Genomic DNA, 25,205 nt, shown 5'->3' with positions numbered 1-25,205 from the left:
TTAATAATATGGCTTAGCCCCCTCCCTTACTGGAGGGGGCTTTCATGTAGTGTTTTATACCATTTTTTCAGGCTTCATCCATTCGGTGAATTGCTCATCAGTAACATATCCAGTTTTAAGGGCTGCTTCTTTCAACGTACTATTTTCCTTAAAGGCAAGCTTGGCAATCTCTGCGGCTTTTTCATAGCCAATATGAGGGTTTAATGCCGTTACCAGCATCAAAGACCTGTCAACATGTTCCTTAATAATTTCCATATTTGCCTCAAGCCCCACCGCACAATTTTTATTAAAAGATTGCATTCCATTTGCAAGAAGCCTGATAGATTGGATAAGATTATAAATGATCACCGGTTTAAATACATTCAGTTCAAAATTTCCTTGGCTTGCGGCAAAGCCGATAGTCGCATCATTGCCAAACACTTGGCATGCTGTCATCGTCAAGGCCTCACTTTGAGTTGGATTCACTTTTCCAGGCATGATCGAACTGCCAGGTTCATTAGCCGGGATGGTTAGTTCGCCAATTCCACTTCTTGGCCCGCTTGCGAGCCAGCGGACATCATTGGCAATCTTCATTAAATCTGCAGCCAACGCCTTTAGCGCCCCGTGGACAAAAACAATTTCATCATGACTAGTTAATGCATGAAATTTATTTTCTGAAGAGCGAAAAGCATGGCCTGTAAGAGTAGAAATCTGCTCAGCAACTTTTTCGCCAAACTGTGGATCAGCATTGATTCCGGTCCCAACCGCTGTCCCGCCAATCGCCAAATCGAGGAGATAGGCACTTGCTTCCTTGATCATTCGTTCGTTTTTTTCAAGCATTGCCCGCCATCCGCTAATCTCCTGTCCAAGTGTCAGCGGTGTGGCATCCTGTAAATGTGTCCTGCCAATTTTTACAATTGCTGAAAAAGCTAATTCTTTTTCATGGAGGGTATGTTTTATTTCTTGGATTGCCGGGATTAGAGTTTCTGTAATTTTCATATAAGCTGCAATATGCATCGCCGTTGGAAACGTATCATTGGAGCTTTGCGACATATTGACATCGTCATTGGGATGAATTTTTTCTGCGCTGCTCTGTTCCTTTAATAAGTGATTTGCGCGATTCGCAATCACCTCATTCACATTCATATTGGTCTGGGTGCCGCTTCCTGTTTGCCAGACGACTAATGGAAAATGTTCATCCAAGTTACCATGATGAATATCATCACATATCTTTTGAATCGCCTGCATTTTTGCTTCGCTAAGCTTTCCTAATTTAAAATTAACAGCCGCGGCCGCCTTTTTAATAAAAGCAAGTCCATAAATGAGTTCCAATGGCATTTTTTCGGTGCCAATTTTAAAATTTTCCTTGCTTCGCTGTGTCTGTGCCCCCCAATATTTGTCCATCGGCACCCGAACCTCACCAAGTGTATCTTTTTCAACTCGATAATTCTCCACGTGGATTCCACCTCACAAATTCGTACTACTTCAATATATATACCCAGTTGTATCCATTTTATTAAAAATAAAAAAACTGCAGACATTTTGTCTGCAGCCTATGCGCTATAAATGGTATATCCGATATAATAAGAAAGGATTAAAAAACTGCCGATGGCTAATACAACTGAGTAATCTGACATATACTTCCCACCCTAATTTATTTTAAATATCATGTTTAACTTATCATAAGGGGTAGGGGTAACAAGTGATAGAAATTACACTTTAGTGACTAAGGAGTGAATTTTTTGTGAACATTTGCCTATTGGGGGCAACAGGAAGAGTTGGCTCGGTGATTCTTGAAAATGCATTATCACATCATCTTTCTGTTCATGCTGTAGTAAGAGATTCAGAGAAATTTAACAAAGTGGCTGCAGGCCTTACGGTTACTGAAGGGAACGTTCTAAACGAAGAGGTGATTGCCCAAGCACTTTACGGCAAGGATGCTGTGATTAGTGCCTTAAATACAGATGGAGGGACAACCCTTTCCGATTCCATGCCCGTCATTATTAAGCATATGAAAAGGAATGGAATGACGCGGATTATTACCATTGGCACAGCGGGCATTCTGCAGGCTCGTTCAGCGCCGCATTTATACCGGTTTCAATCTGCTGAGTCAAAGCGAAAAAGCACAAAGGATGCAGAGGAACATTTAAAGGCTTATTTGTTATTAAAGGATTCGGGGCTTGATTGGACGGTGGTTTGTCCCACCTATTTGCCTGTCGGCGAAAGATTGGGCACATATCGCTATGAAAAGGACGTTTTACCCGAAAATCCTTCGTCCATTTCGGTTTATGACACCGGCGATTTTGCCTTTCAGCAGCTTTTTAGTGATGAATTTATTGAGGCACGAGTTGGACTTACATACTAATGGTTATTTATCGACGGATTTTTATGATTTATCGGCGAATCGGAACTTATACTCTAACAAAAAGCTGGCTCTCCTAAATAGAGCCAGCTAAATATTATTATCCTGCTAATTCTGTACCGCCTTGCTGGAGTTGATACATTTGATAATACTTTCCCTTTGTCGCCATTAATTCATCATGCGTTCCTCTTTCCACAATCGTCCCGCGATCCAATACAAGAATCTGATCGGCATTGCGAATGGTGGATAATCGATGGGCGATGATAAAGGTTGTTCGGCCTTTCTTTAAAACATCCATTGCCTCCTGAATAAGCGCTTCAGTTTCGGTATCAATACTGGAGGTTGCTTCGTCTAGAATCAGAATAGCTGGATTAAAAGCAAGTGCACGGGCAAATGAGATCAACTGCCGCTGCCCGCTTGAAAGGGTACTGCCCTTCTCAATGACCGGTTCGTCATAACCATTTTCTAAATTCTTGAACACCTTTTCTGCCCCAACATCTCGTAACGCCTTTTCGACTTTTTCCCTCGTAATCGATGGATCATTTAAGCTTACGTTCGAAGCAATTGTCCCCGTAAATAAATAGGGGTCCTGCAAGACGATGCCCATGTGATTACGAATCGTCTGACGCGGAATACTTTCGATATCTTTGCCATCAATTAGAATCTTTCCTTTTTGGCAATCATAAAAGCGGAAAAGTAAATTCATAATCGAACTTTTTCCAGAACCGGTATGACCTACAAGGGCAACCGTTTCACCATGCTTTGCTTCAAAATCAATATCCTTGAGGACATAATCTCCTTCTTTATAGCCAAATGAAACATGATCAAAGGTTACGTTCCCTTTATAACGGTCAATTCGCTCACTGCTGACATTTTCGCCAGGCTCATCCATCAATTTAAACACCCGTTCACCGGCCACGAGCGCCTGCTCCAAATTGGCCAATTGATTGACAATGCCCTGAACTGGCTGAAATAGACGGTTCACATAATCAACAAACGCATACAGTACCCCTAGTGAGATGATATTTGATGGAGTAAGTGCTAAACCGCCGAAATACCAAATAAAGGCCACAAAGACGAGATTCCTTAAAATCCCAACAAGGTTATGTGAAGTTAAAGCATTTAAACTTAACAATTTATTTTGATAGGTAAATTGTTCGTGGTTAAGCTTTTCAAAATCTGCTTTTGTTTCTTTTTCGCGGCTGAATGCCTGAATAATACTCATCCCTTGAATCGACTCATTGATCATCGCGTTAATATCACTATTCCGCGAACGAATGACACGGTTATATTTTGAAGCATACTTCCGGTAAATTAACATCCATGCATACAGGATTGGCAGCAGCAATAAACAAATCGCCGCAAGTTTCACATTCAAAATAAACAAGGCCGCATATATACCGGTAATATAAATCGCACTGGTGAAAAATGTGGCCAGGACGGTTACGTAAAGTTCACGGATCGCTTCCGTATCATTTGTGATTCGTGCCACCACTTTTCCGGCTGGCAAATTATCAAAATAGTTGATTGGCAGCCGTTGAATATGACCGAAAACATCTTCACGCATTTTTTGGATGATCCGGTTCGCTGATTTTTGCAAAAAATAACGTTCTCCGTATTGAAAAATCGCTGATACCACGAGGAGCCCAAAATAGAAGGCTAATAATTGAAAAATCGCTGGAATCTCCGGTTGGTAAAACCTTAACAGCTCAGACCCCTTAATAATTTTCGCCTGATATTCCGCTTCTTGTGCACCTTTTTTTATGAGTAAAATGCCTTCTTTTAAGCTTCTTTTTCCATCAAATTTAATCTCTTGTTCAATAAATACGAACTTAGAACCAACTTGGAGAATCCGCGCTTGATTCCCCTTTTGCTCGCCTGTAGAAAAATACTTTTCTCTTTTGTACACTTTCCCGTTATAGTTTACTGCCTTTTTACTATTGGAGGTTTCATACCAAACAGATTCTATCCCTAAAATATGCTGATCAATGATGTTTTTTGCAATAAACGGCCCTGCTAGATCCGTTACGACTGAAATGGTCAGCATGAACAATGCCGCCAAAATAATTTTTTTATAAGCAAGTGCGTACCCGATTAATCGTTTGCCTGTTGTCATGCTGACACCCCCTCTTCAGCTTTCCGTTCAATCTGCTGCCGTAAAAATTGTTCACTGTACCATCCGCCTAGTTCCAAGAGCTGTTCATGTGTCCCTTCTTCGACAATTCTTCCTTCATCTAGGACAATAATGTGGTCGGAGTGCTGAACAGCTGACATCCGATGCGTGGTAATAATCGTTGTTTTATCTTGTCTTACATCACGGATGTTGTCTATGATTCTCTTTTCTGTTTTGGCATCAACTGCTGATAAGGAATCATCGAGAATGAGAATTTCCGGATTTTTAATAAGTGCACGGGCAATCGAGATCCGCTGCTTTTGGCCGCCGGACAAGGCCACACCTTTTTCACCTACAAGCGTACTTAAGCCTTCTGGAAGCATTTCTAAATCTTTGCGGAACGCTGCTAAATCGATTGCCGTCTCAAGATCTTCATCGCTTGCATCATTTCTGCCGAAAAGGATATTCTCCTTCACACTTCTTGAAAAAAGCACATGGTCCTGCGGTACATAGCCAATCCAACTGCGAACCTGGTTTACTGTTTGTTCCTCTAGCGAAACGCCCGCGATGGATACCTCACCATCTCCAAGTGGGTATTGTCTTAATAATTGTTTAATAAACGTAGTCTTTCCGCTTCCCGTTTTACCGACGATCCCCAATGTCTGACCTTGCAGCAGTTCTACATCAACATTTTCAAGATTTTTAGTTTTAGAGGAAGGATAACGGAAGGTTACCTTTTGATAATCAATTCGTTCAGCATCAGTGACCGGAACCGGATTAACTGGATTGCTGACCTCCGCCTCGTAGCTAAGGGTTTCATTGACGCGGTCCAGGGAGGCATTTCCCCGCTGCATCACATTGATTAACTCGCCAATCGCAAACATCGGCCAAATCAGCATCCCCAAGTAGACATTAAAGGAAACAAGATTTCCCAAGCTAATCGCTTGATGGAAAACCAAATATGCACCATACCCGAGACCAATTAAATAACTGACTCCAACGAGTATCTTTATCGTTGGATCGAATAGGGCATCAATTTTTGCTACTTTAATATTTTTATGGTAAACATCTTCTGTCAGCTGGTGAAACCGATTGCTATCGGCCTTTTCCTGCACGTATGCTCGGATAACCCTGACACCTGCTACCGATTCAAGCACCCGATCATTTAGCTCGCCGAAGGCATCCTGTGCTTCCATAAAGCGGGTATGGATTCTTTTTCCGTATATTTTCATTAAAATAGCCATAATGGGCAGCGGAATAATCGCTGCTAATGTCAGTTTCCAGCTAATAAAAAGTCCCATTGTAATTAGCAAGGTCAGCATCCAGACACTAGAATCCACAAGTGTCAAGATTCCAAAACCCGCAGTGATTGAGATGGCTTTTAAGTCGTTCGTCGCACGGGCCATTAAGTCACCTGTTCGATTTTTTTCATAAAAGGCCGGGGTCATTTTTAATAAGTGCTTCACAAAGCGTGACCTCATTTTTCTTTCTACCAGAAATGCTCCCCCAAATAATTTATATTGCCAAATATAGGTGATACCATAGGATGAAACCGTTATGATCAGAAGAATGCCAAGATACCGTGCTATTTTCACTTCACTTATGGCACCTACATGGATATCATCAATCGCCTTACCAATTAATTTTGGCGGCATAACATCTAATATACCTACTATTGTTAAGAGCGTTACAGCGATCACATATCGCTGCCAATTTTCTTTAAAAAACCAACTTAATTTTTTTAATACCGAAAACATCGTTCTCTTCCCCCTTTTGTTTTACTATCCGCCTTCTGTCTCACCTATTGTGTGTGCTAGACGTACCTCGAGTCGTAGTAACATTGTTTGTTCCTCCTCATTTATAAAAATTATTAAAAAAGACATACCGCATTTGTGCAGTATGCCTCCTTCTAAAAAAAGGGACAAAAAAACACACGTCACGTGTCAAAATAGAACGCAACCTGTGTTATTGGTCATTTATTGGCTTTCCATAAAAAAGTCAGCAGGAAATTTTCCGTGGGCAGGTTACGTTCAAATATTCAATTGATAACAAAGATTGAATGAATCTGTTCATTTTGTAACCCTCCCTTTCCTGTTTTTTCTTCCTTTGTTAGATTATCACCAGTCGTTTTAAAAGTCAATTCCCATTTTTCAGAATTGTTGCCGATTATGCAATAAACAGACACTGATTAAACATCACTTATTCCACCCATACCGCCGTTCCATATGCAATAATTTCCGATGCACCTTGCATGACGGAGCTGGATTGCAATCTCATTCCAATGATGGCATTCGCCCCTAAATTCTCTGCTTCCTCCATCATTCTTTCAATTGCTTTTTGTCTTGCCTCATCCAGCATATCTGTATATTCCTTTATTTCACCGCCGACAATGGTTTTGAGTCCTGCCATTAAGTCCTTGCCAATATGTTTTGATTGGACAGTGCTCCCCTTTACAAAACCGATTAGTTCCCTAACTTCCTTACCTGGTAAGAAATCAGTCGTAACAATCATCATAGTTTGAATCCCCCTTTTTCCGATTGTTTTTGCGGAATATTTTTCTAACAAAAATTAAGTAAAACAGGGTCGGCATTGGGGCTTGAATCAGACCGACAATTCCCCAGAGCCAATAATTATGGCTGCGCTTCCTTGCATCCATAAATAAATATATGCTTTGCGTTAATAAAATTACGACAACAACAATAATTGTGACGAGTGAAAGGTCCTTGTTCATATCTGATTCGCCTTCTTTATTAGCCGAACACTTGTGTATACCACGATAAAGAGGGTGGTGATAATTTGCACAAGAATAAAAATAACTGGCATTTGATATAGGGTTATAATCATTCCACTTAAAATGATCAATGCAATCATAAAAAAGACCGATAAATCTCTAAATAATTTTTTCCTTTTGGTCTGCTGCTCTTGAATCACCATTTGTTCAAACCATTGTAAATTGGGCGAATAGACAGGGAATTGATCGATTCTTTGTAACCCCTCTTGCAGCTCGTGAATAGTATCAAAGTCTTGTTTATTTTGCTGTTCGTTGTCGAGTATAATGACTTTCTGTTTCTTCACCCAGCTTCAGCTCCCTTCTGACTGACTTTATTCCATTATGCACCCTTGATTTAACTGTTCCGGGAGAAATTTTCATCCAATCTCCAATTTCTTCGTATGAATACCCATAATAATGCTTCAAAATTATGGGAATCCGAACGTCCTCAGGCAGCTTCCCGAGCGCCTCAAGAGCGTCATTCCATTCTTCATTCCTGCTTTCAAAATGCCATTTCAACTTACGAAATACTTCCTCTTGTCCCTGCCAGTTTTTCTCTCGCTTCAATTTTCGACATTGGTCAATATATGTATTTGTCGCGATTGAAATCAGCCATGTGGTAAATTTACTCTGACCATTATAAAGGTGAATCTTCTGCACACATTTCGCCATTGTCTCCTGTGCTAGTTCTTCGGCAGTATCGGGATTCATTGTAATTTTCATTAAATACTTTACAAGGAATGGATAATTCTCTTTAAACAACATGGCAAAAGCAAGATGGTCCCCTTTTTTCGCATTTTTAATCAATGCATCCATTCGGCAATAGCCCTCTCTTTCCCCCATCAACCTTGCTTATCTCTATATCATTTAGACGAATAAAATAGAATTTCGTTCACACTAATTTTTAGCTTCGTTTTATTTTAGATAAATGTCAATAAATGTACATACATTCTCACGCACGAACTCCGCCGCGCCTTTCCTGGAGGTTAATGACCATTATCATGCCCTTTACCCTTGTCTTTCCCTTTGTCCTTCCACTTCTCTTTTTGTTTGTTCCATTTTTCTTCCCATTTTTGCACTTCATTGTTAAATTTCTCTTGGAAACCATTTTTCTTTTCTTCTTCCTTTTTTCTCTGTTCAATAAATGAAGAAATATGAGGCACCTTGAAGCTTTCGTTTGGTGAATTTTTTAAAGCTTCTTTCATGACTTCACGGAAAATAACCGATGATCCTGTACCGCTGGTTGGCGTTATATAATGCTCAGCATCTGTTTTATCATAGCCAACCCAAATGGCACCCACTAACTGCGGTGTATAGCCGACAAACCATTGATCCTTCAAGCCATTGATTCCTTTAATTGGAACCTGAGTAGAACCGGTTTTCCCTGCCGTTTCACGTCCGGGTATTTGTGCCGGTTTTCCTGTCCCCTGCTCGACCACACCAAGCAGCATCGTCGTCATATTATCGGTTACAGCTTTTGTCGTAACTTGCTCTTTTTGAACCTTCCATTCAGCCACGATCGTCCCATCGGCATCCACAATTTTTTTAATCACATGCGCTTTGATCCTTACACCGTTATTCGGAAAAACGGAAAAGGCTTCAGCCATGTTCAATGGAGAAACACCTTTATGCAAGCCGCCAAGGGCCATTGATAAATTCGCATCTTCTTTATCTAATGAAATACCAAATCGCTTTACGGAATCTATCCCTTTTTCAATCCCTAACTCATTAAGGAGCCAAACAGCAGAGACATTTTTTGATTCCTTTACCGCCTCATACATCGGGACTTCTCCTGCATATTGATGGTCGTAATTACTAGGTTGATAATTCCCAAAATTCATTTGCTCGTCTTTTAACATATCCGTTATTTTCCAGCCTTCTTCAAGTGCCGGGGTGTAGACGGCCAAAGGTTTAAAGGAAGATCCTGGCTGCGCTTTTAATTGGGAGCCACGATTATAGCCTCTAAAGGTATGCTCTCCTCTTCCACCGGCAAGTGCCCTGATCCCGCCAGTTTTGGGATCAATTAAAATACCCCCGCTTTGCACAAGAGGATCTTGACCATTTGGAAATAAGGCATCATTCGTATAAGAACTCTCCATCGCCGTTTGCATCGCTGGATCAAGCTCTGTATAAATTTGATAGCCGCCTGTCAGTAATTCATCCTGGGTAAACCCGTACTCACGAATGGCCTCATCTAATACTTGATCGACATAATATGGGTATTTCCCGCGGAACGGGTCGCCGCCTTTATCATTCAAAACCACTTTTTCCTGTTTTGCCTTTTCATATTGGTCGCTGGAAATAAACCCTTGCTGCTTCATTTGCACTAACACCAGATTGCGGCGCTCCGTCGCTTGTTCCATATGCTCGTATGGATTAAGTGCCGATGGAGCTTTAATTAATCCAGCTAATAATGCAGATTCGCTTATTGACAGGTCTTTAACCTCTTTAGCAAAATATTTGCCGGCAGCTTGTTTAATTCCATAGGCACCATTTCCAAAATAAATTTGGTTTAAATACATTTGTAGTATTTCTTGTTTCGTGTATTCCCTTTCAACTGCAATGGCTAAAAATACTTCCTGCATTTTTCTTTTCAGAGTTTTTTCAGAAGTAAGAATTGTATTTTTCGTCAATTGCTGTGTGATCGTACTGCCGCCTTCGACCATTCCGCCTGCTTTTAGATCACGGAAAAGAGCTCTAGACGTACCAATTAAATCAACACCGTTATGTCGGTAAAATCGATGGTCCTCGATGGCAACGATGGCATTTTTCATTGAATCGGGAACTTCCTTGATTGGAACACCTTCATTTTTATTGGCAGACACCTTACTTGCCACATTCCCACTGACATCATAAAAAACGGTAGGCTGTGGAAGCTCATTTTTTAGCTCTGAAATATCGGCATCCTTAGAAAAATAAGCTAGAAGTCCAAAAAAACTTAGAATCAAAATTAGCACAAGTAAAACGATTATTTGGAGCAAATGCCACTTTTTCCAGTTCTTAAAAATGGCAATCACTTTATCTTTAAATACCAATTCGATGACATCCTTTATCTGTAATCTCTATAACAGGTATACTTTTCGATATTTTGCTTGCTTTTATGTCGGTTAGGTTACGAAAAAAAGATGAGCGTTGGAGCCCATCTTTTCCATTTCTTCATTATTATTCACTCTTTGATAATTCTTTAAAGCGCTGTTTTGAAAGCTTTTCATCAAAACTGCTAAAGATGCGGTAATTTCGCTCATCTAGTATCCGAAAATGTTTACTTAAAATATTTTGTTGGAGAATAAATCCATTTTTCTGTGTTAGCACTCTCCACCAAACCCGACCGCCCAACGTTTTGGTTTTACGGAGATCGATGCCATCGAGGGCAACTGTTTCTAACACTTCTAGGGGCTCGTTTCCAAATAAAAATTGGACCGTTTCCGTTTCTCGAAAAAGGGCACAAATCGAAACTACAGTAGACCAGTTGGCAAGAACTCTTCCTTTTTCAATTTGCACAAGTGTTTTCTTCGATACACCAATAATATCCGCCATTTTATCCTGCGTATACCCTGCTTCAGTCCGAATCAGGCGAAGCTTTTCAGAAACCTGCATAATAATTTCATCCCTGGTCATTTTAAGCCCTTCCTTCAATTGCATCTAGTGTAATTTTACACAAGTTCCCCGCATCATTCAAATTTAAAGAACAAAAACTGCCATCATCCTCGATAGCAGTTTTTACAAACATTTATTTCACTTCCGGAGGAATTCCACACTGACTTGAACATGAATTTTTCAGGTCACAGGCAGCACATTTTCCCTTTTTCGATTTATTAATAAACCTCACCAAAGCCCAGCTTGCATATCCAAAAATAGCTACACCTATCAAAATACTGGCAATCATTTGTTCCACCTCTTTTTCGAATTAAACCAGTCCAAACAGCTTTCCGCCTTGATAAATAATCAAGGACAAAACATAAGCAATCACGAATGCATAAATCATTGAAAAAGCCGTCCATTTTTTGGATCCGGTTTCTTTATAAATCGTTGCTACGGTTGCCAAGCATGGAATATACAACAAAATAAAAACCATAAAGCTATAGGCAGCAAGCGGTGTGTAGTAATCAGCCAATAATCCCTGCAGGCTGGCATTGTTCGGAACAAAATAAATAATATTCATCGTTGAGATAATGGCTTCTTTCGCAAGGAATCCGGTAATTAATGATGCGGATGCCTGCCATGTCCCAAAACCAATTGGATCAAAAATTGGGGCGATCACATTTCCGATCGCGGCTAAGTAGCTATGGTCCATATCTACTTTTAATCCGTTTGGCCCTGCATATGATAATAGCCAGATAAAGACAGAACCGGCAAAAATAAAGGTTCCAGCCTTTCTTACAAACCCTTTCCCTTTATCCCAAGTACTTCTCCATAATGACTGGAACTGCGGAAGTCTATATGGCGGCAGCTCGATTACAAATAATGATGTTTCTGATTTTAATAAAGTGGTAGAAAAGATTTTTGCTAGAATTAAAGCCACGACAATCCCAAGAACATAAAGGCTAAGGACGACAAATGCCTTATGGCCTGCAAAAAATGCTCCAACAAATAAGGCATATACAGGCAAACGGGCAGAACATGACATTAATGGCGTTAACAAAATGGTCAATAAACGCTCTCTTGGTGTTTCAATCGTTCTCGCCGCCATAATTCCAGGTACGTTACAGCCAAAACCGATCATCATCGGAATAAACGCCTTGCCGTTCAGGCCAACTGATTCCATGATTCTATCCATTACCAAAGCAACTCGTGCCATGTAACCAGAGTCCTCTAATAATGAAATAAAGAAGAAAAGAATAAAGATTTGCGGTACAAATACGAGAACTCCGCCAACCCCTGCGACCAATCCTTCAATAATTAAAGCATGGATAAACGCTGATGCATTAATAGCAGATAAAACATTTTCAAATCCAGTGGTTACTGGTCCAGTTAAAAAGCCATCTAAAACATCTGACAGCGGCGTGCCCAGCCAATCAAATGTCAGCATAAACATCAGATACATGAGCAGCAAAAAGATCGGCATCCCTAGGTAACGATTTGTCACGATTGAGTCAATTTTTTCAGATAACGGGATTGTCGAATCACTCTTTCTTGCTACTTCAGCTACTATTTTTTCAATGACTTCTTTTCTCTTTAAATAGATGAAATTTGCTAACGATTTGATATCATAATGTTTCTGTAACTTTGACTCCAAATTCACAATAATTCCATTTAGCTTTTGAGCATTGGCAATACTATTTACATAGTTTTTAACGTATTCATTTCCTTCAATATATTGAATAGCAAGAAAGCGTGGAGAGTGGCTGGTCTCGCCGATTAGTTCACCAGTCAATGCTGTAATGGCCTCTTCCACCTCTTTGCCATAGTACACAAGGTTCTTTCTGGCAGGCTCGATTGATTTTGTAGATACGACATCTACTAGCTTGTCACAGCCTTTTCCGCTTCTTGCCACGACAGGAACAACAGGGACACCGAGAGCACGCGAAAGCTTCGAAGCGTCTATTTGAATCCCGCGTTTATTCGCCACATCCATCATATTAAGGCCGATAAGGGCTGGCTTTTCAAACTCAAGTAATTGAAGCGTTAAATGTAAATTCCGTTCTAATTGTGAAGCATCTAATATATTTAGCAAGCGATCAACGGACTCATTTAAAAAGAATGAGGTCACAACACCTTCATCCTTTGAAAGCGGATTAAGTGTGTAGACACCAGGTAAATCAATTAATTGGCCGATATTATTTTTGAATACGCCAACTTTTTTTTCAACTGTAACACCGCTCCAGTTACCAACATACTCATAGGAACCTGTTAGATTATTAAACAATGAAGTTTTCCCAGTATTCGGGTTTCCAATAAGAGCGATTTCCATTATATTCTCTCCACTTCAATCTGAACTGCTTCTTTACGGCGAATGCCAACACATTGTCCGCATGATTCAATCATAATCGGCCCGCCAAACGGCATGACGCATTTCACACACACTTCTGATCCTTCGGTAATCCCTAAGTCAAGCAAGCGTCTTTGTACCAGGTGACCAACATGAGAAATGTCTATGATCTTTCCCTTATCTCCTGCTTTTAAAGAACCAAACATGTATATCACCCTATCTAGGTTAATTGAGAATGATTATCTTTCTATATTGACATTTTAACACTTTTTTTAGGGAAAGGGCATACTAATTTTGTGACAAAAGTTCGAAAAAAAAAAGAAAAGCAATTTGCCTTTCTTTTTCACTCCATATTAATGTTCTTGTAAAAAACTTTTCTTTGGCATTGCACCGATCACAAGAATGATGATAATCGCACTGATGACGAAGCTAGGGAGCATATAGGTTCCATTATATATGAGCGAGTAGGTTGTTACCGGCTGGCCCTTAGGTGCATATTCACCGAAGAAAACGATCCCGGAAACCACATGACATAGATAGCGGAGAAAACTTCCAAAAAAGGCTCCAATTATTGTGAATATCATCCATTTCCCTTTATTTCCTTCCGCAAGGGCTTTTTGAATTTGACCAACAAAAACGCCTGCTAAGCCCACAACTGTAAAAGCAATAAAATAATCGATAATACCTTGAACAATGGTATAAATTTGGGCAAAACCTAGGATAAATTGTAATAGACCTAGTAAGAAGCCTGTTAGCAGGCCACCCTTTATTCCCCAGCGATAGGCCATGAGAAAAATTGGGACCATAGCAATAGAAATGGATCCACCCTGCGGCCAAAATCTTGCCATTAAGAAACCTGATAACAGATCAAGTAAGTAGGCAAGTGCGGTAAAAACAGCAATTTCCGTAATAAATAGCGTGTTACTTCTCTTTTTGTTCATTCTTCTTCCCCCCTATTCATGTTTGGAGTCGTTTGATATCTTCCTACAATTAACTGGGTATCTAAATTAAGCGCAAACAAAAAAAGCAATGCAAGACAAAAAGGATTGTCTGCATTGCTTTAATATCCGGCAAACCACATCCCTACGCTAGCGTTAACTAACAGGTTCATAGGGTCAGAACTTAAAACGTTCACTCTCAGCCGCCCTAATAGCAGCTCCCCCTGTGGAAGTATTCAATTGATTCCATACAAAATATACTATTCTTTTATGGTTTTTACAAGGAAATTATTACATTTCCACTGTGATACTATTAAAAGAGCCGTTTTATCATATTATTCAGCAAAAATCATATTGGGAAAATTTTTTTATCTTTCATTAAAAAAGGATTTTTGCCTTCATCAGCGAATTTAAGATGGTAATCAGTTTTGTTAATACCATAGGGGGAAACAACATGTTTACGGGAGAACAAACGGATTTAATTGCTTTTTTTAATCAAAACAAAGAAAAATTGGTACAAGAATGGGAAGATGCTATTGTCATTAACCACGGAGACCCCTTCAAATTGAAAATTCGCGAAAACGGGGTAGCTCTATTAAATGTGTTACTAACGATGCATTTAAGATCTAAAAAAGAACTAGTAGACATGATTGAAAACATTGCGATAGAAGTGTCAGAAGAAAGAGTTTTGGCCGATATTAACATAGGTGATTTTGTCTACAATGTTAATCTTGGCAGAACGATTTTGTACAGCTATTTAAGTAAAACAGGAATGTCATGGTCAGATATGCAAGAATCGATCAATATGATCAATTTTTGCTTTGATAAATTTCTATATTTTGCCGTATCCCATTTTTCGGAAGCGAAAAATAAAATCATAGAAGAAAAGACGATGTTCATTGACTCGACACATCAAGATCGTTTGACACTTCTCGGACAGATGACTTCAAGCTTTATTCATGAATTTAGAAACCCACTCACATCTGTTCAAGGGTTTATTCAGTTACTTAAAGCAGATTTTCCAAACATGAGATATTTGGATATCATTTCAAGTGAATTAGATCAGCTTAATTTTCGAATATCACAGTTCTTATTACTTTCTAAAAAAGAATTAATTGGGAAGGAAAAAGTACAATTTGGGTTAAATACGCTTATTGATGAGGTATTAAACTTCCTTTATCCTAGTATTCTGGACGGCAAAGTAAAAATCAAAAAAGATTTAAGTGAAGATTTTACCCTGAATGGGTATGCGGATGAAATCAGGCAGGTTTTTATTAATATCATTTTTAATGCGATTGATGTTTTAAATCATCACGGGGTTCCTATTCCAACTATAGAAATTAGCAGCTGTTTGGAAAATACCGAACAAATAAAAATCAGTATTACCAATAACGGTCCAGTAATCCCGGCAGAATTACGAACAACCATTTTTGAACCCTTTTTTACGACTAAAAAACTAGGGACAGGTCTTGGATTATTTGTATGTAAAGAAATTATTGAAAAACATAAAGGGACTCTTACCTGTGATTCAACACTTGATAAAACCACGTTTTCTATATATTTACCTGCTGTTTTAGAGCCTGCAGGTCTAAACGAAACTATTTTCTAGTCATATACCGCCAAATCCCACTTTTACTAAAGCAGGGATTTTTTTGTGTTTAATCTCCCAAATGTGCCTTCTTTTGCATATGATGTACTAAAAATTTTCACCGGGAGAATCTGCCTATGTTTACATTAAAGGTTGACCATGAAATTGAGCTTCAGTTGTTTCAACGACATCATGCCATGAAGCTGTATAAGCTTGTTGAGGAAAATCGAGAACATTTACGCGAATGGATGCCATGGGTGGATAGTATGACATCTCCCTATCATTTCGAGTCGATTATTCCAGTATGGCTTACGCAATTTGCCGAAAATAGCGGCATGAACGCTGGAATTCTTTATAAAGATGAACTTGTCGGCTCTTTAGGATTGCATCAAATTGATTGGTACAACAGTTCGGCAAGTATCGGTTATTATCTTGCCAGAAATGCAGAGGGTCATGGTATCATCACTCGTACTGTTCAAGCCTTTCTGAATTATGCCTTTTTCCAATTAGGGTTAAACCGCATTGAAATCCGATGTGGCGTGAGAAACAAAAAAAGCCGGGCGATTCCTGAAAGGCTCGGTTTTGTGAAGGAAGGGAGACTTCGGGACGGTGAACAATTAAATGGTCATTTTCATGATTTAATCGTGTATAGCATGCTTGCCCGTGACTGGAAACCACTGCGCAACTAAAGTTGTTTATTTGTCATGCCGTCGATTTGGCGGCATTTTCGGCTATATTTGCTAATCAACACTTTTTTTGAAATAATATTATTACTGTCTTATGTAAAGTTGGAAATAATGAAAATATAGAGTTAATCGTAAGTGAGGTGGCATACCTTACTCATAGTAAGGGTACCGATGATTTGGATGAATGTTTTCATTATAGCTGTATTAATTGCCTTAACTGCTTTTTTTGTAGCATCAGAATTTGCCATCGTAAGGGTAAGAACAACGCGAATCGATCAATTAGTATCCGAAGGGAATAAAAAGGCTGAAGCGGCAAGAAAGGTAATTTCTAACATGGACGGGTACCTTTCCGCCACACAAGTGGGCATTACCATTACTTCCTTAATCTTAGGATGGCGGGGCGAGTCCACTGTACGAGAAATTTTGATGCCAATCTTTTCATGGATTCACATTCCTGTATCTTTAGAACCCATTATAGCGACGTTTCTTGCTTTTGCCATCATTACTTTCTTCAATGTAGTCATTGGTGAATTAGCACCGAAAACATTTGCCATTCAAAAGGCTGAAGAAATTATTTTGTTATTTGCAGGGCCGATGATCGTATTTTATAAGGTTCTGTATCCGTTCATTTGGATTCTTAATCGATCAGCTCGTTTCATAACAGGACTTTTCGGGATTAAACCAGCATCAGAACAAGATCTTGTCATGTCTGAGGAAGAGTTGCGTATGATTCTTTCACAAAGTTATGAAAGCGGTGAAATCAATCAATCCGAGTATAAGTATATGAATAAAATATTTGAGTTTGATGACCGGATTGCAAAAGAAATCATGGTGCCACGAACGGAGGTCATTATGATGTCTAAAGAGGCCACAATGGATGAGATTATCGAAACAGTTAAAGAAGAAAAGTACACGAGGTATCCCATAATTGACGGTGACAAAGACAATATTTTAGGTATTGTCAATATTAAGGAAGTTTTAACCGATTGTATCCAGCAGAAATGTACTGGTGAAGAACCACTTATTCCCTTTATAAAGCCCGTTATTCATGTGATAGAAACGATACCAATTAAAGAACTTTTACTGAAGCTGCAAAAAAACCGCTCTCATTTAGCAGTATTATCCGATGAATATGGTGGTACTGCGGGAATCGTCACGGTCGAAGATATTCTTGAAGAAATTGTCGGGGAAATTCGGGATGAGTTTGATATGGACGAGCTCCCACTTATCCAGAAAAAAGGAAAAGAAAATTTTATTTTGGATGGAAAAGTTCTGATCAGCGAAGTAAATGACCTGCTTGGGACTACTCTTGATGTGGCAGATGTAGACACGATTGCCGGCTGGTTTTTAACGCAAAAGTTTGATGTGCATCAAGATGATTTCATTGAAAAGGAAGGATTCATTTTCCAAATCAAAGAAATTGAAGGTCACCATATTTTATATATTGAAGTATCTAAGACTAAGGCTGCAGCGTCTCCAGATTAGGGGACGTTATTTGCATTGTTAAACTTTTGTAATATTTTGATTCCTCCATTCATATTTACTGTTATTTTCCATAAAATGTTGATATCAACTACTATCCTAACCGGAACGTTTGACTGTATGGTTTAATTTCTTTATAATTATGATTAATTTATAAAATGTTGAGGTGGTAAGATGGGGCTGTCTACCGAATTGGTGAAATAGCAGAAATAGCGCATATGTCTAAACGAACGATCGACTATTATACGTCTATTGGCTTATTGAAGGCAGAACGCTCTAAGTCAAATTACCGCATCTATTCCGATGAATCATTAGATGACTTGAAATTTATAGAAGAATGCAAGAGCCTGCACTTTCCTTTAGACGAGATTAGAAGAAAACTAGAAATGCGAAAAGCAAAAGACATTCGTGAATCAGAGGTGGAAAAACATGTAAGTGCTGTTACACAGCAGATGAAGCAGTTGCATAGTGACTTATTCGATCTCCAATCCATTCTAGAAAAAATGGATGAACAACAAAAAGAGAAGCTAACGAATAACCTTAGCCTGCTAAAAACCGCACTCATGAAATCCCTTTTGAATGTAACGAGCTAATTTTTTTAAAATACTGGGAGGTGACTCCTTACCCGTCTAACAACGGGATAAGGGAACTTATTTGGACATATTTAACTTGGTTATTATAGCCATTTTAATTGCCTTAACTGCTTTTTTTGTAACTTCAGAATTTGCTATAGTAAAGATTAGAAGTTCAAGAATTGATCAGTTAATTGAAGAAGGAAATTCGAAAGCTATTTCAGCAAAAAAAGTAATATCAAACCTAGATGAATATCTGTCTGCCTGTCAATTAGGTATTACGATAACGGCATTAGGTTTAGGTTGGATTGGGGAATCGACGATTGAGCACATGCTTGGTCCCGTTTTCGATAAACTTAACATTCCTGAGAGCGCCACGCAAATATTATCAGTCGGAATTGCGTTTGCAACGATAACATTTTTACATGTTGTGGTTGGGGAGCTCGCACCTAAAACACTGGCCATCCAAAAAGCTGAACTGATTACTTTGCTTGTCTCTCGTCCGCTTATCCTATTTTATAAAATCATGTACCCGTTTATTTGGGTTCTTAATGGTTCAGCTCGGGTTGTTTCCAGTCTCTTTGGGCTAAAGCCCGTTTCTGAAAACGAAATAGCTCACACGGAGGAAGAGCTTCGAATTATCCTATCTGAAAGCTATAAAAGTGGTGAAATTAACCAATCAGAGTTTAAGTATGTAAATAAAATTTTTGAATTTGATAACCGGATTGCAAAAGAAATCATGGTTCCACGAACAGAAATGGTTTCATTGTCAAAGGATGATTCATTAGAAACCTTTCTACAGGTTTTACGTGAAGAAAAGTTCACAAGGTATCCTGTCATTGATGGTGATAAAGACCATATTATTGGTCTTATCAATATCAAAGAGGTCATGACCGATTTAATTGGTAATGAAAAACTATCATCTCAAACTTTAGAAAACTATTCGCGTCCAATTATTAGGGTAATAGAAACAATTCCAATCCATGATTTATTAGTAAAAATGCAAAAAGATCGTGTCCATATGGCAATCTTAATGGACGAATACGGCGGAACATCGGGTCTTGTTACGGTTGAAGATATCCTTGAAGAAATCGTTGGCGAAATTCGTGATGAATTTGATATGGATGAAATTCCGGAAATTCGCAAAATTAAGGAAAACCATTATATTATTGACTCGAAGGTTTTAGTGAGTGAGATCAATGATTTATTGGGTGTTGAGATTGATGATGATGATGTAGATACAATTGGCGGTTGGGTTCTGACGGAAAATTATGAAGCAAAAGAAGGCGATATCCTCCTTCACGATTCCTATACCTTTAAAATTCTTGATATGGAAGAACATCATATTAAATATATTGAAGTAACGAAAAATGCTCCTAATGAAGAAACAACCATTCAGAAAATTGCTGTATCAAAATCACAGGTTTTATCTTAAGAAAAGCGGTAGCGCCCTGGTCAGCGGCGTATGGCCTGGAGCGCTCCAACTGAGATAAAGGAAACACGAAGAGCCGGAGGCGATTCGATGTTGACTTATCGTAGGGCGGAGAGCGAAGGACACTAGCCGCTAGGGCGCTGGAGCTGGACAATTCTCAAAGTCCAAATTTATACTTTCTTATCACTTAAAAAGCAAAATAGACCGTCACTCGGTCTATTTTTTTGTACCTGAAGTTATTTTGTTTTTAACATAATAAGTTCTTCTTCTGCTTTTGCTATTTTCACTAAATGAGAATCAAGGCGGCGGTTGATATGTTGGATATCGCTGTTCTTTGTTTCCTCAATCCGCTGAAGTGAGTCTTTAATATCCGATAAATCAATTTGGTTTACTTCAACCCTGTGTTCAATGCTGTCCATCTTTTCTAGTCTTGCAAGCCTTTTTTCAATATTTTCCAATGTTGTGTTAAATGTTTTGATTAAACTTTTTATATCATTAACGTTTTCAGTTAGCTTTTCAAATTCCTCTTCCATCGTTAAAAACTCCATTGTCTTTTTTTCTTAATTTTATCATCGTTTCCCCTATTAACATGTTACAAAAACAGTAACAATAAGCGTTAAAGTTCAAAAAGAATTCATAAGTTTTCCAAACACACATGTGAACAATTCGAAGCGAAAAAATGAACATTTTTTAAAATAAGTGTGTATCGGCTGTGACCGTTAAAATTGTCACATGCAAAACACCCGAAAAGATATAATCTTTCAATATAAGGAATTGGTGAGTAACATCAATTTTTCCGATTCATCTCAATTCTTATGACAAAATCAACTAGGAAAAGGTTGGTGTATAAATATGTTCATATCTATCGACGAAAAAGCATCCTCATGGTTCACAAGAGAATTCGAGTTCAATAAACCATTCAGCATAAGGATGTTTCCTCAATATGCCGGGTTTGGACAGAGGAATAAAGGATATAGTCTGGCATTTTCTGCTGAATATCCTGCAAATGCTGGCTTTACTCAAGAAGTAAATGGAATTACCTTTTATGTTGAAGGGAACGATGTTTGGTTTTTTAAGGATACTGAAACATACTTGTCTGTAGATGATCTCAATGAAATACAGGTTACCTTTAAGGAAGAAATCATCACCGCCATTAATTAATATTAGTGTTACTGATAAAAAAACAAGCCGGGTGATTTCATCCGGCTTGTTTTTTAAAGTTATTAGTTTACTTGCTTTCCTAAGCTTGGAGGGAGTAATTTTGCAGTTTCAAATACTTTACCAAGTTTTTCTTCAGCCTGCGCAAAGGTTTCATCCGCTGCATCAAGGGCTGGAGCATCCTTTTTCAATTCATCCGCCTTAGCTTTGTAAGATGCTGCATAATCCTTTACTGCTGCCTCAAGATCAGCCTTTTGGTCTTTAAGCTCTGAAGGAACTTGGATGCTATTTAATTCAGCAGCAACAGCGGCTGCTGATTCACTTGCCTTAGCTCGATCCTCGGCAGTTGGTAATTCTTCAGGCTTTGCATCTTCCTTAGTTGCTTTCGCCACATACGCATTTAAATCAGCATCTTTTGCATTAATTTTATTTCCAAGATCCATATAGAATTTAACTAATTCCTTCTTAACATCCACTTTAGGTGATGCTGCTTGTTTGGGTTCTTCTTTCTTTTCTGTTTTTGCGTCGTCATTGCTTGAACAAGCAGCTAGACCAATGGCCAATGTTAAAGCTGATAATAATAGTAAGATTTTTTTCATCTGATGTTCCCCCTATTTCTCTATTTAGTGCCTTGATTATTTTACACCATTTAATGAGACGAAAAAAGTACTAAAAGGTTTCAAAAAGAAAATGTTTTTAGGACTTTAAAAAGAAAATGAACAAATTTCACTAAATAAATTAATCTTGATATTACTATTCTACACAAAACAAAATGTAAAACCTAAAGTAATGCTTACAATCTTTCCTACCATGCCTACTTTATTATTCAGAAAATTAGGAAATAATTGTGAACTATGTTACAATAACAAAAATTTTTGTATATAATAAACATGACATGATCTATTCCTCTCACTCAAAGGTTCCTTATCATTCTGTTCTATACTTTTTCTAGAAAGGGGTTGGACATCACGGAACATGCGAGGCCTCAAGTAGTTTGGTTTCATTTAACGTTTGATTTATCCATCATTTTAACCACAACCATTGCTTCCATTATTGTATTTCTTATTGCATACTTATTTACAAGGAACCCAACAACAAGTGTACCAAATAAATGGCAGAATTTTATGGAATGGATTCTGGAGTTTGTAAAAAACATCATGAACTCTTCGATGGTTGCTTCCAACAATTTATTTATTATTTCGACCGGGGTTTCTCTTTTAATGTACTTATTTATTGCAAACCTAATGGGAGTCCCCTTCTCTATTATTACTGTTCAAGAACATTCTGTTGCCTGGTGGAAATCTCCTACTGCTGATGCACATGTTACCATGACGCTGGCCATCATGATCATCGCTTATACCCACTTCATCGATATTCGCATACACGGATTCAAACATTTTGTTGTAAGCTTCTTCAAACCATTTAAGGTCTTATTTCCGATTAATGCCATTGAACAACTCGCCACAACATTGGCGCTCGGTCTCCGTTTGTTTGGGAATATTTATGCAGGCGAAGTCATGCTTGCACTTTTAGCAAGTGCTGTAACACACGGATTTTTAGTCAGCCTGTTTGCTTCTGTACCAATGCTAATCTGGCAGGCATTTTGCATTTTTATCGGTGCGATTCAAGCCTATATCTTTGTAACACTTACGATGGTTTATATTGCACATAGATTGGAATAAAGAATGAAGGGAGAGAGTATAGTATGGGGGATTTTATGTTATTCGGGCTTCCAGTTTCTTTCGGGACAATGATATACCAAGCAATTATTTTTACTGTTCTAGTTTTTATTTTAAAGAAGCTTGTTTTTAAAAAGCTTGTAGATATTCTTGATAAAAGAAAGGAGCACATTGAGAATCAGCTCCAATTAACGGAAAAGTACAAAGTTGATGCAAAAAAGAAGCTCGAGGAAAGCGTCGCCATTCTTAAACAAGCTAAAATAGATGCACGAGAATTAATGAAACGCAGTGAAAAAGAATCAAATGTAATAATTCTAGATGCAAAGGAAGAGGCAAAACAAATCCGAAAAAAGGCAAAAGAAGAAGCATTTCCATCCCATTCACGGTCCTATCCCCAAAACACGCAAATAAAGGGGGCATAAAATTATGAAGCACAAATTTACAAAGTATTTGGGCAGAGTGACAGAAAATCTCGAATTAGGATTTGAAGAAAAGTGGATTTACGTACATTACACAAAAGGATCCACCGAAAAGACTGCTTGCCTGTTAAAGAATGAGAAGAAATCCGAGGAAGAGTATCTCGAAAGATTTTTCGAAGAAAATATGGTGTCTGAAGAAATGAAAAAAGAGGTTAAAAAATTTTTAAAAAATGAAAAGAACCATAATGATACACATTGGAATGAATTCACAAACTTTCTTATGAAAGCCCTTTCCTTAAATATGGTATTTGGGATTTCCATTGCCTTATCGGTCTATGGCGGATTTAAACTCGGATCGTTTCTTGACAGCCGATATGAGATATACCCTACATTTACATTAATTGGGACATTTTTAGGGATAGGAATTGGAGGGTTAACGGTATACTCAATGGTTCATAAATACTTTAAATCCCCCATAAAGAAAGGAAAAGAAAATGTGAAAACTGTTAATAGGGATTTAACGGATAACATAGACTACCCGATTATTGATGTGACCATTGAAGAAGTGCGAAGAGCAGTAAGGACGTTTTCTGATAATCTGCCAAAGGGAGCTTTCCGGACCATTCTTGTTCAAGAGGATAACAGTATTGACTTTAAACAGCTTGCTTCTCATCTTGGCGGTATTCCTTCTAAAAAGTTCTATATGTCAAAAGAAACCTATGATTTATTTGAAGAAAGTGAAAAACTAATTCCAATTGAAATGGATATCGTTCAAAGGGCCGTTGATCAGTATGTGAAGGAACGTAAGGAATATCCAATGTTAAAATTTGATCCACAGCGGAGAGTTAATTATTACCAACTTTTACAAGATCATTACCTTAAAGCAGCTCCTGAAACACAATTTTATATCACAGACCTTGATGGTCTTGTCACACATATTCTGCCACAGAAAAAAAACTCCTCTCAAACTTGAGAGGAGCTTTTTGCTAGATTTAGCCTAGTTATTGAATCCAAGTACCATCTTTTCCAATTTTGTACGTTCCGATTGTAGTGTTAGCCGCCATATGGCCATCACTGTATAGGAAGTACCACTTCTTGTTTACTTCTATCCAACCGGTTTGCATTGCACCACTTGATGCAAGATAATACCAGTTGTTATTTACTTTTAGCCAACCCGTTTGCATTGCACCGTTAGCAGTTAAGAAGTACCATTTGCCGCCGGATAGTACCCATGAATTTGATTTCATGACACCATTCGCATCAACAAAGTACCATTTCCCGCTAGTAAGGATCCATGCATTTGTTTTCATGACACCATTTGCATCAACATAGTACCATTTCCCGCTAGTAAGTACCCATGCATTTGTTTTCATGACACCATTTCCATCAACGAAGTACCATTTTTCGCCAGTTTTTACCCAATCATTTGTGAGCATCGAACCGTCAGTTCCTAGGTAATACCATTTTCCTTGGTAGTCGACCCAAGAATTTTTGGTCATAGCACCTTTTTCATTGTAGAAATACCATTTGCTTTTTTCTAATACCCAGCCTTTTTTGATCTCTGGCTTTTCAACTGTTTTGCTTACAGTTACTTCGGTTACTGCACTTTCGTTACCTGCTGCATCAGTTGCAGTTACAGAGATTTTTTTGCCTGCTGCTTGTTTCTCGATTGTGATTTCAAATTTACCATCTTTATTAGCTGTTGCATGACCAATTTCTTTACCATCTACTTTCGCAACAACCTTTGCTCCTGCTTCTGCAGTACCTTTGATGACTATGTCAGCATCGGTTACAGGATTTACCATCGGAGCTGCTGGTGCTGTTACATCTGTAACGGTTACTTCTGTTGCTGCACTTTCATTTCCTGCTGCATCAGTTGCAGTTAAAGAAATTTTCTTGCCTGCTGCTTGTTTCTCAATCGTGATTTCAAATTTACCATCTTTATCAGCTGTTGCTTGACCAATTTCTTTACCATCTACTTTCGCAACAACCTTTGCTCCTGCTTCAGCTGTACCTTTGATGACTACGTCAGCATCCGTTACACCATTTACTTTTGGTGCTGCTGGTGCTGTTACATCTGTAACAGTTACTTCTGTTG

At 38.5% G+C, this 25,205-nt stretch carries 26 protein-coding genes and 1 riboswitch; of the genes, 10 read left to right on the top strand and 16 right to left on the bottom strand.

Translation table 11 applies throughout. The features are described 5' to 3' along the window. Positions 1 to 54: 54 nt before the first annotated feature. The gene (gene fumC / locus ACIQXV_RS17920) at positions 55 to 1,434 is read right to left on the bottom strand and encodes a class II fumarate hydratase (protein ID WP_402960668.1); all 1,380 of its coding nucleotides are present in this window, start codon (positions 1,432 to 1,434) and stop codon (positions 55 to 57) included. Between the two features lie 289 nt (positions 1,435 to 1,723). Between fumC and ACIQXV_RS17915 the strand changes: the two genes are divergently transcribed. After that, positions 1,724 to 2,344 (top strand): NAD(P)-dependent oxidoreductase, encoded by a 621-nt coding sequence (locus ACIQXV_RS17915; protein ID WP_402960666.1) that lies wholly within the window; start codon positions 1,724 to 1,726, stop codon positions 2,342 to 2,344. A gap of 97 nt (positions 2,345 to 2,441) precedes the next feature. Here the strand turns inward: ACIQXV_RS17915 and ACIQXV_RS17910 are convergent, their stop codons facing one another. From ACIQXV_RS17910 to thiT, 12 genes are all read right to left on the bottom strand, one after another. Continuing rightward, positions 2,442 to 4,457, bottom strand: coding sequence for an ABC transporter ATP-binding protein (locus ACIQXV_RS17910; RefSeq protein ID WP_402960664.1), 2,016 nt, complete (start codon positions 4,455 to 4,457; stop codon positions 2,442 to 2,444). After that, entirely contained in the window at positions 4,454 to 6,211 is a 1,758-nt protein-coding gene (locus ACIQXV_RS17905) for an ABC transporter ATP-binding protein (protein ID WP_402960662.1), read from the bottom strand. The genes ACIQXV_RS17910 and ACIQXV_RS17905 overlap by 4 nt, the downstream gene beginning before the upstream one ends. A 442-nt stretch (positions 6,212 to 6,653) precedes the next feature. After that, positions 6,654 to 6,968, bottom strand: a complete 315-nt coding sequence (locus tag ACIQXV_RS17900) for a YbjQ family protein (RefSeq protein ID WP_402960660.1) — start codon at positions 6,966 to 6,968, stop codon at positions 6,654 to 6,656. Continuing rightward, positions 6,949 to 7,185 carry a sigma-Y antisigma factor component gene (locus ACIQXV_RS17895; protein WP_402960658.1) on the bottom strand — a complete coding sequence of 79 codons (237 nt, stop codon included), beginning with the start codon at positions 7,183 to 7,185 and terminating at the stop codon, positions 6,949 to 6,951. The genes ACIQXV_RS17900 and ACIQXV_RS17895 overlap by 20 nt, the downstream gene beginning before the upstream one ends. Beyond that, the gene (locus ACIQXV_RS17890) at positions 7,182 to 7,529 is read right to left on the bottom strand and encodes a YxlC family protein (protein WP_402960656.1); all 348 of its coding nucleotides are present in this window, start codon (positions 7,527 to 7,529) and stop codon (positions 7,182 to 7,184) included. Before ACIQXV_RS17890 ends, ACIQXV_RS17895 begins: the two co-directional genes overlap by 4 nt. After that, positions 7,483 to 8,040: an RNA polymerase sigma factor SigY gene (gene sigY, locus ACIQXV_RS17885; protein ID WP_402960654.1), complete on the bottom strand. Its 558-nt coding sequence runs from the start codon at positions 8,038 to 8,040 to the stop codon at positions 7,483 to 7,485. Before sigY ends, ACIQXV_RS17890 begins: the two co-directional genes overlap by 47 nt. 170 nt (positions 8,041 to 8,210) lie before the next feature. Continuing rightward, positions 8,211 to 10,259, bottom strand: coding sequence for a transglycosylase domain-containing protein (locus ACIQXV_RS17880; protein ID WP_402960652.1), 2,049 nt, complete (start codon positions 10,257 to 10,259; stop codon positions 8,211 to 8,213). A 127-nt stretch (positions 10,260 to 10,386) separates the two neighbouring features. Continuing rightward, the gene (locus ACIQXV_RS17875; protein ID WP_402960650.1) at positions 10,387 to 10,842 is read right to left on the bottom strand and encodes a helix-turn-helix transcriptional regulator; all 456 of its coding nucleotides are present in this window, start codon (positions 10,840 to 10,842) and stop codon (positions 10,387 to 10,389) included. Between the two features lie 112 nt (positions 10,843 to 10,954). Next, entirely contained in the window at positions 10,955 to 11,110 is a 156-nt protein-coding gene (locus tag ACIQXV_RS17870) for a FeoB-associated Cys-rich membrane protein (RefSeq protein ID WP_402960648.1), read from the bottom strand. A 21-nt stretch (positions 11,111 to 11,131) separates the two neighbouring features. Next, positions 11,132 to 13,135 (bottom strand): ferrous iron transport protein B, encoded by a 2,004-nt coding sequence (gene feoB / locus ACIQXV_RS17865; protein WP_402960646.1) that lies wholly within the window; start codon positions 13,133 to 13,135, stop codon positions 11,132 to 11,134. Next, positions 13,135 to 13,359, bottom strand: a complete 225-nt coding sequence (locus ACIQXV_RS17860) for a FeoA family protein (RefSeq protein ID WP_024030721.1) — start codon at positions 13,357 to 13,359, stop codon at positions 13,135 to 13,137. Before ACIQXV_RS17860 ends, feoB begins: the two co-directional genes overlap by 1 nt. Positions 13,360 to 13,506: 147 nt before the next feature. Next, entirely contained in the window at positions 13,507 to 14,094 is a 588-nt protein-coding gene (gene thiT, locus ACIQXV_RS17855; protein ID WP_402960643.1) for an energy-coupled thiamine transporter ThiT, read from the bottom strand. Positions 14,095 to 14,216: 122 nt separating this feature from the next. Beyond that, positions 14,217 to 14,326: riboswitch (TPP riboswitch) on the bottom strand. Between the two features lie 219 nt (positions 14,327 to 14,545). On the opposite strand from thiT, the gene ACIQXV_RS17850 reads away from it, so the two are divergent. From ACIQXV_RS17850 to ACIQXV_RS17830, 5 genes are all read left to right on the top strand, one after another. Continuing rightward, the gene (locus ACIQXV_RS17850; protein ID WP_402960641.1) at positions 14,546 to 15,700 is read left to right on the top strand and encodes a histidine kinase N-terminal domain-containing protein; all 1,155 of its coding nucleotides are present in this window, start codon (positions 14,546 to 14,548) and stop codon (positions 15,698 to 15,700) included. A gap of 116 nt (positions 15,701 to 15,816) precedes the next feature. Further along, the gene (locus ACIQXV_RS17845; protein WP_402960639.1) at positions 15,817 to 16,368 is read left to right on the top strand and encodes a GNAT family N-acetyltransferase; all 552 of its coding nucleotides are present in this window, start codon (positions 15,817 to 15,819) and stop codon (positions 16,366 to 16,368) included. A 168-nt stretch (positions 16,369 to 16,536) separates the two neighbouring features. Next, complete coding sequence (locus tag ACIQXV_RS17840; protein WP_402960637.1) at positions 16,537 to 17,850, top strand: hemolysin family protein; 1,314 nt, start codon at positions 16,537 to 16,539, stop codon at positions 17,848 to 17,850. A gap of 188 nt (positions 17,851 to 18,038) precedes the next feature. Beyond that, entirely contained in the window at positions 18,039 to 18,440 is a 402-nt protein-coding gene (locus ACIQXV_RS17835; protein WP_402960798.1) for a MerR family transcriptional regulator, read from the top strand. A gap of 61 nt (positions 18,441 to 18,501) precedes the next feature. Beyond that, complete coding sequence (locus tag ACIQXV_RS17830) at positions 18,502 to 19,854, top strand: hemolysin family protein (RefSeq protein ID WP_402960635.1); 1,353 nt, start codon at positions 18,502 to 18,504, stop codon at positions 19,852 to 19,854. A gap of 233 nt (positions 19,855 to 20,087) precedes the next feature. Here ACIQXV_RS17830 and ACIQXV_RS17825 read toward each other — a convergent pair whose 3' ends face one another. Beyond that, positions 20,088 to 20,384, bottom strand: a complete 297-nt coding sequence (locus ACIQXV_RS17825) for a hypothetical protein (protein WP_402960633.1) — start codon at positions 20,382 to 20,384, stop codon at positions 20,088 to 20,090. Between the two features lie 319 nt (positions 20,385 to 20,703). Between ACIQXV_RS17825 and ACIQXV_RS17820 the strand changes: the two genes are divergently transcribed. Then, entirely contained in the window at positions 20,704 to 21,012 is a 309-nt protein-coding gene (locus tag ACIQXV_RS17820) for a HesB/YadR/YfhF family protein (RefSeq protein WP_402960631.1), read from the top strand. Between the two features lie 62 nt (positions 21,013 to 21,074). Here ACIQXV_RS17820 and ACIQXV_RS17815 read toward each other — a convergent pair whose 3' ends face one another. Next, the gene (locus tag ACIQXV_RS17815) at positions 21,075 to 21,608 is read right to left on the bottom strand and encodes a hypothetical protein (protein ID WP_402960629.1); all 534 of its coding nucleotides are present in this window, start codon (positions 21,606 to 21,608) and stop codon (positions 21,075 to 21,077) included. A gap of 360 nt (positions 21,609 to 21,968) precedes the next feature. On the opposite strand from ACIQXV_RS17815, the gene atpB reads away from it, so the two are divergent. Genes atpB through ACIQXV_RS17800 form a run of 3 tightly spaced genes read left to right on the top strand, consistent with a single transcriptional unit; the run spans position 21,969 to position 24,080 of the window. After that, a complete protein-coding gene (gene atpB, locus ACIQXV_RS17810) occupies positions 21,969 to 22,691 on the top strand; it encodes a F0F1 ATP synthase subunit A (RefSeq protein ID WP_402960627.1) in 723 nt (240 codons plus the stop codon). Positions 22,692 to 22,714: 23 nt separating this feature from the next. Next, complete coding sequence (locus tag ACIQXV_RS17805; RefSeq protein ID WP_402960625.1) at positions 22,715 to 23,110, top strand: F0F1 ATP synthase subunit B; 396 nt, start codon at positions 22,715 to 22,717, stop codon at positions 23,108 to 23,110. Between the two features lie 4 nt (positions 23,111 to 23,114). After that, entirely contained in the window at positions 23,115 to 24,080 is a 966-nt protein-coding gene (locus tag ACIQXV_RS17800; protein WP_402960623.1) for an AtpZ/AtpI family protein, read from the top strand. 28 nt (positions 24,081 to 24,108) lie between these two features. Here the strand turns inward: ACIQXV_RS17800 and ACIQXV_RS17795 are convergent. Further along, positions 24,109 to 25,205, bottom strand: a 1,097-nt coding sequence (locus tag ACIQXV_RS17795) for an Ig-like domain-containing protein (protein WP_402960621.1), incomplete at its 5' end; no start/stop codon positions are given.

This window comes from Neobacillus sp. NPDC097160 (assembly GCF_044762155.1).
Taxonomy (GTDB): Bacteria; Bacillota; Bacilli; order Bacillales; family Cytobacillaceae; genus Neobacillus.
This window is presented reverse-complemented; position numbering and strand designations above follow the sequence as displayed.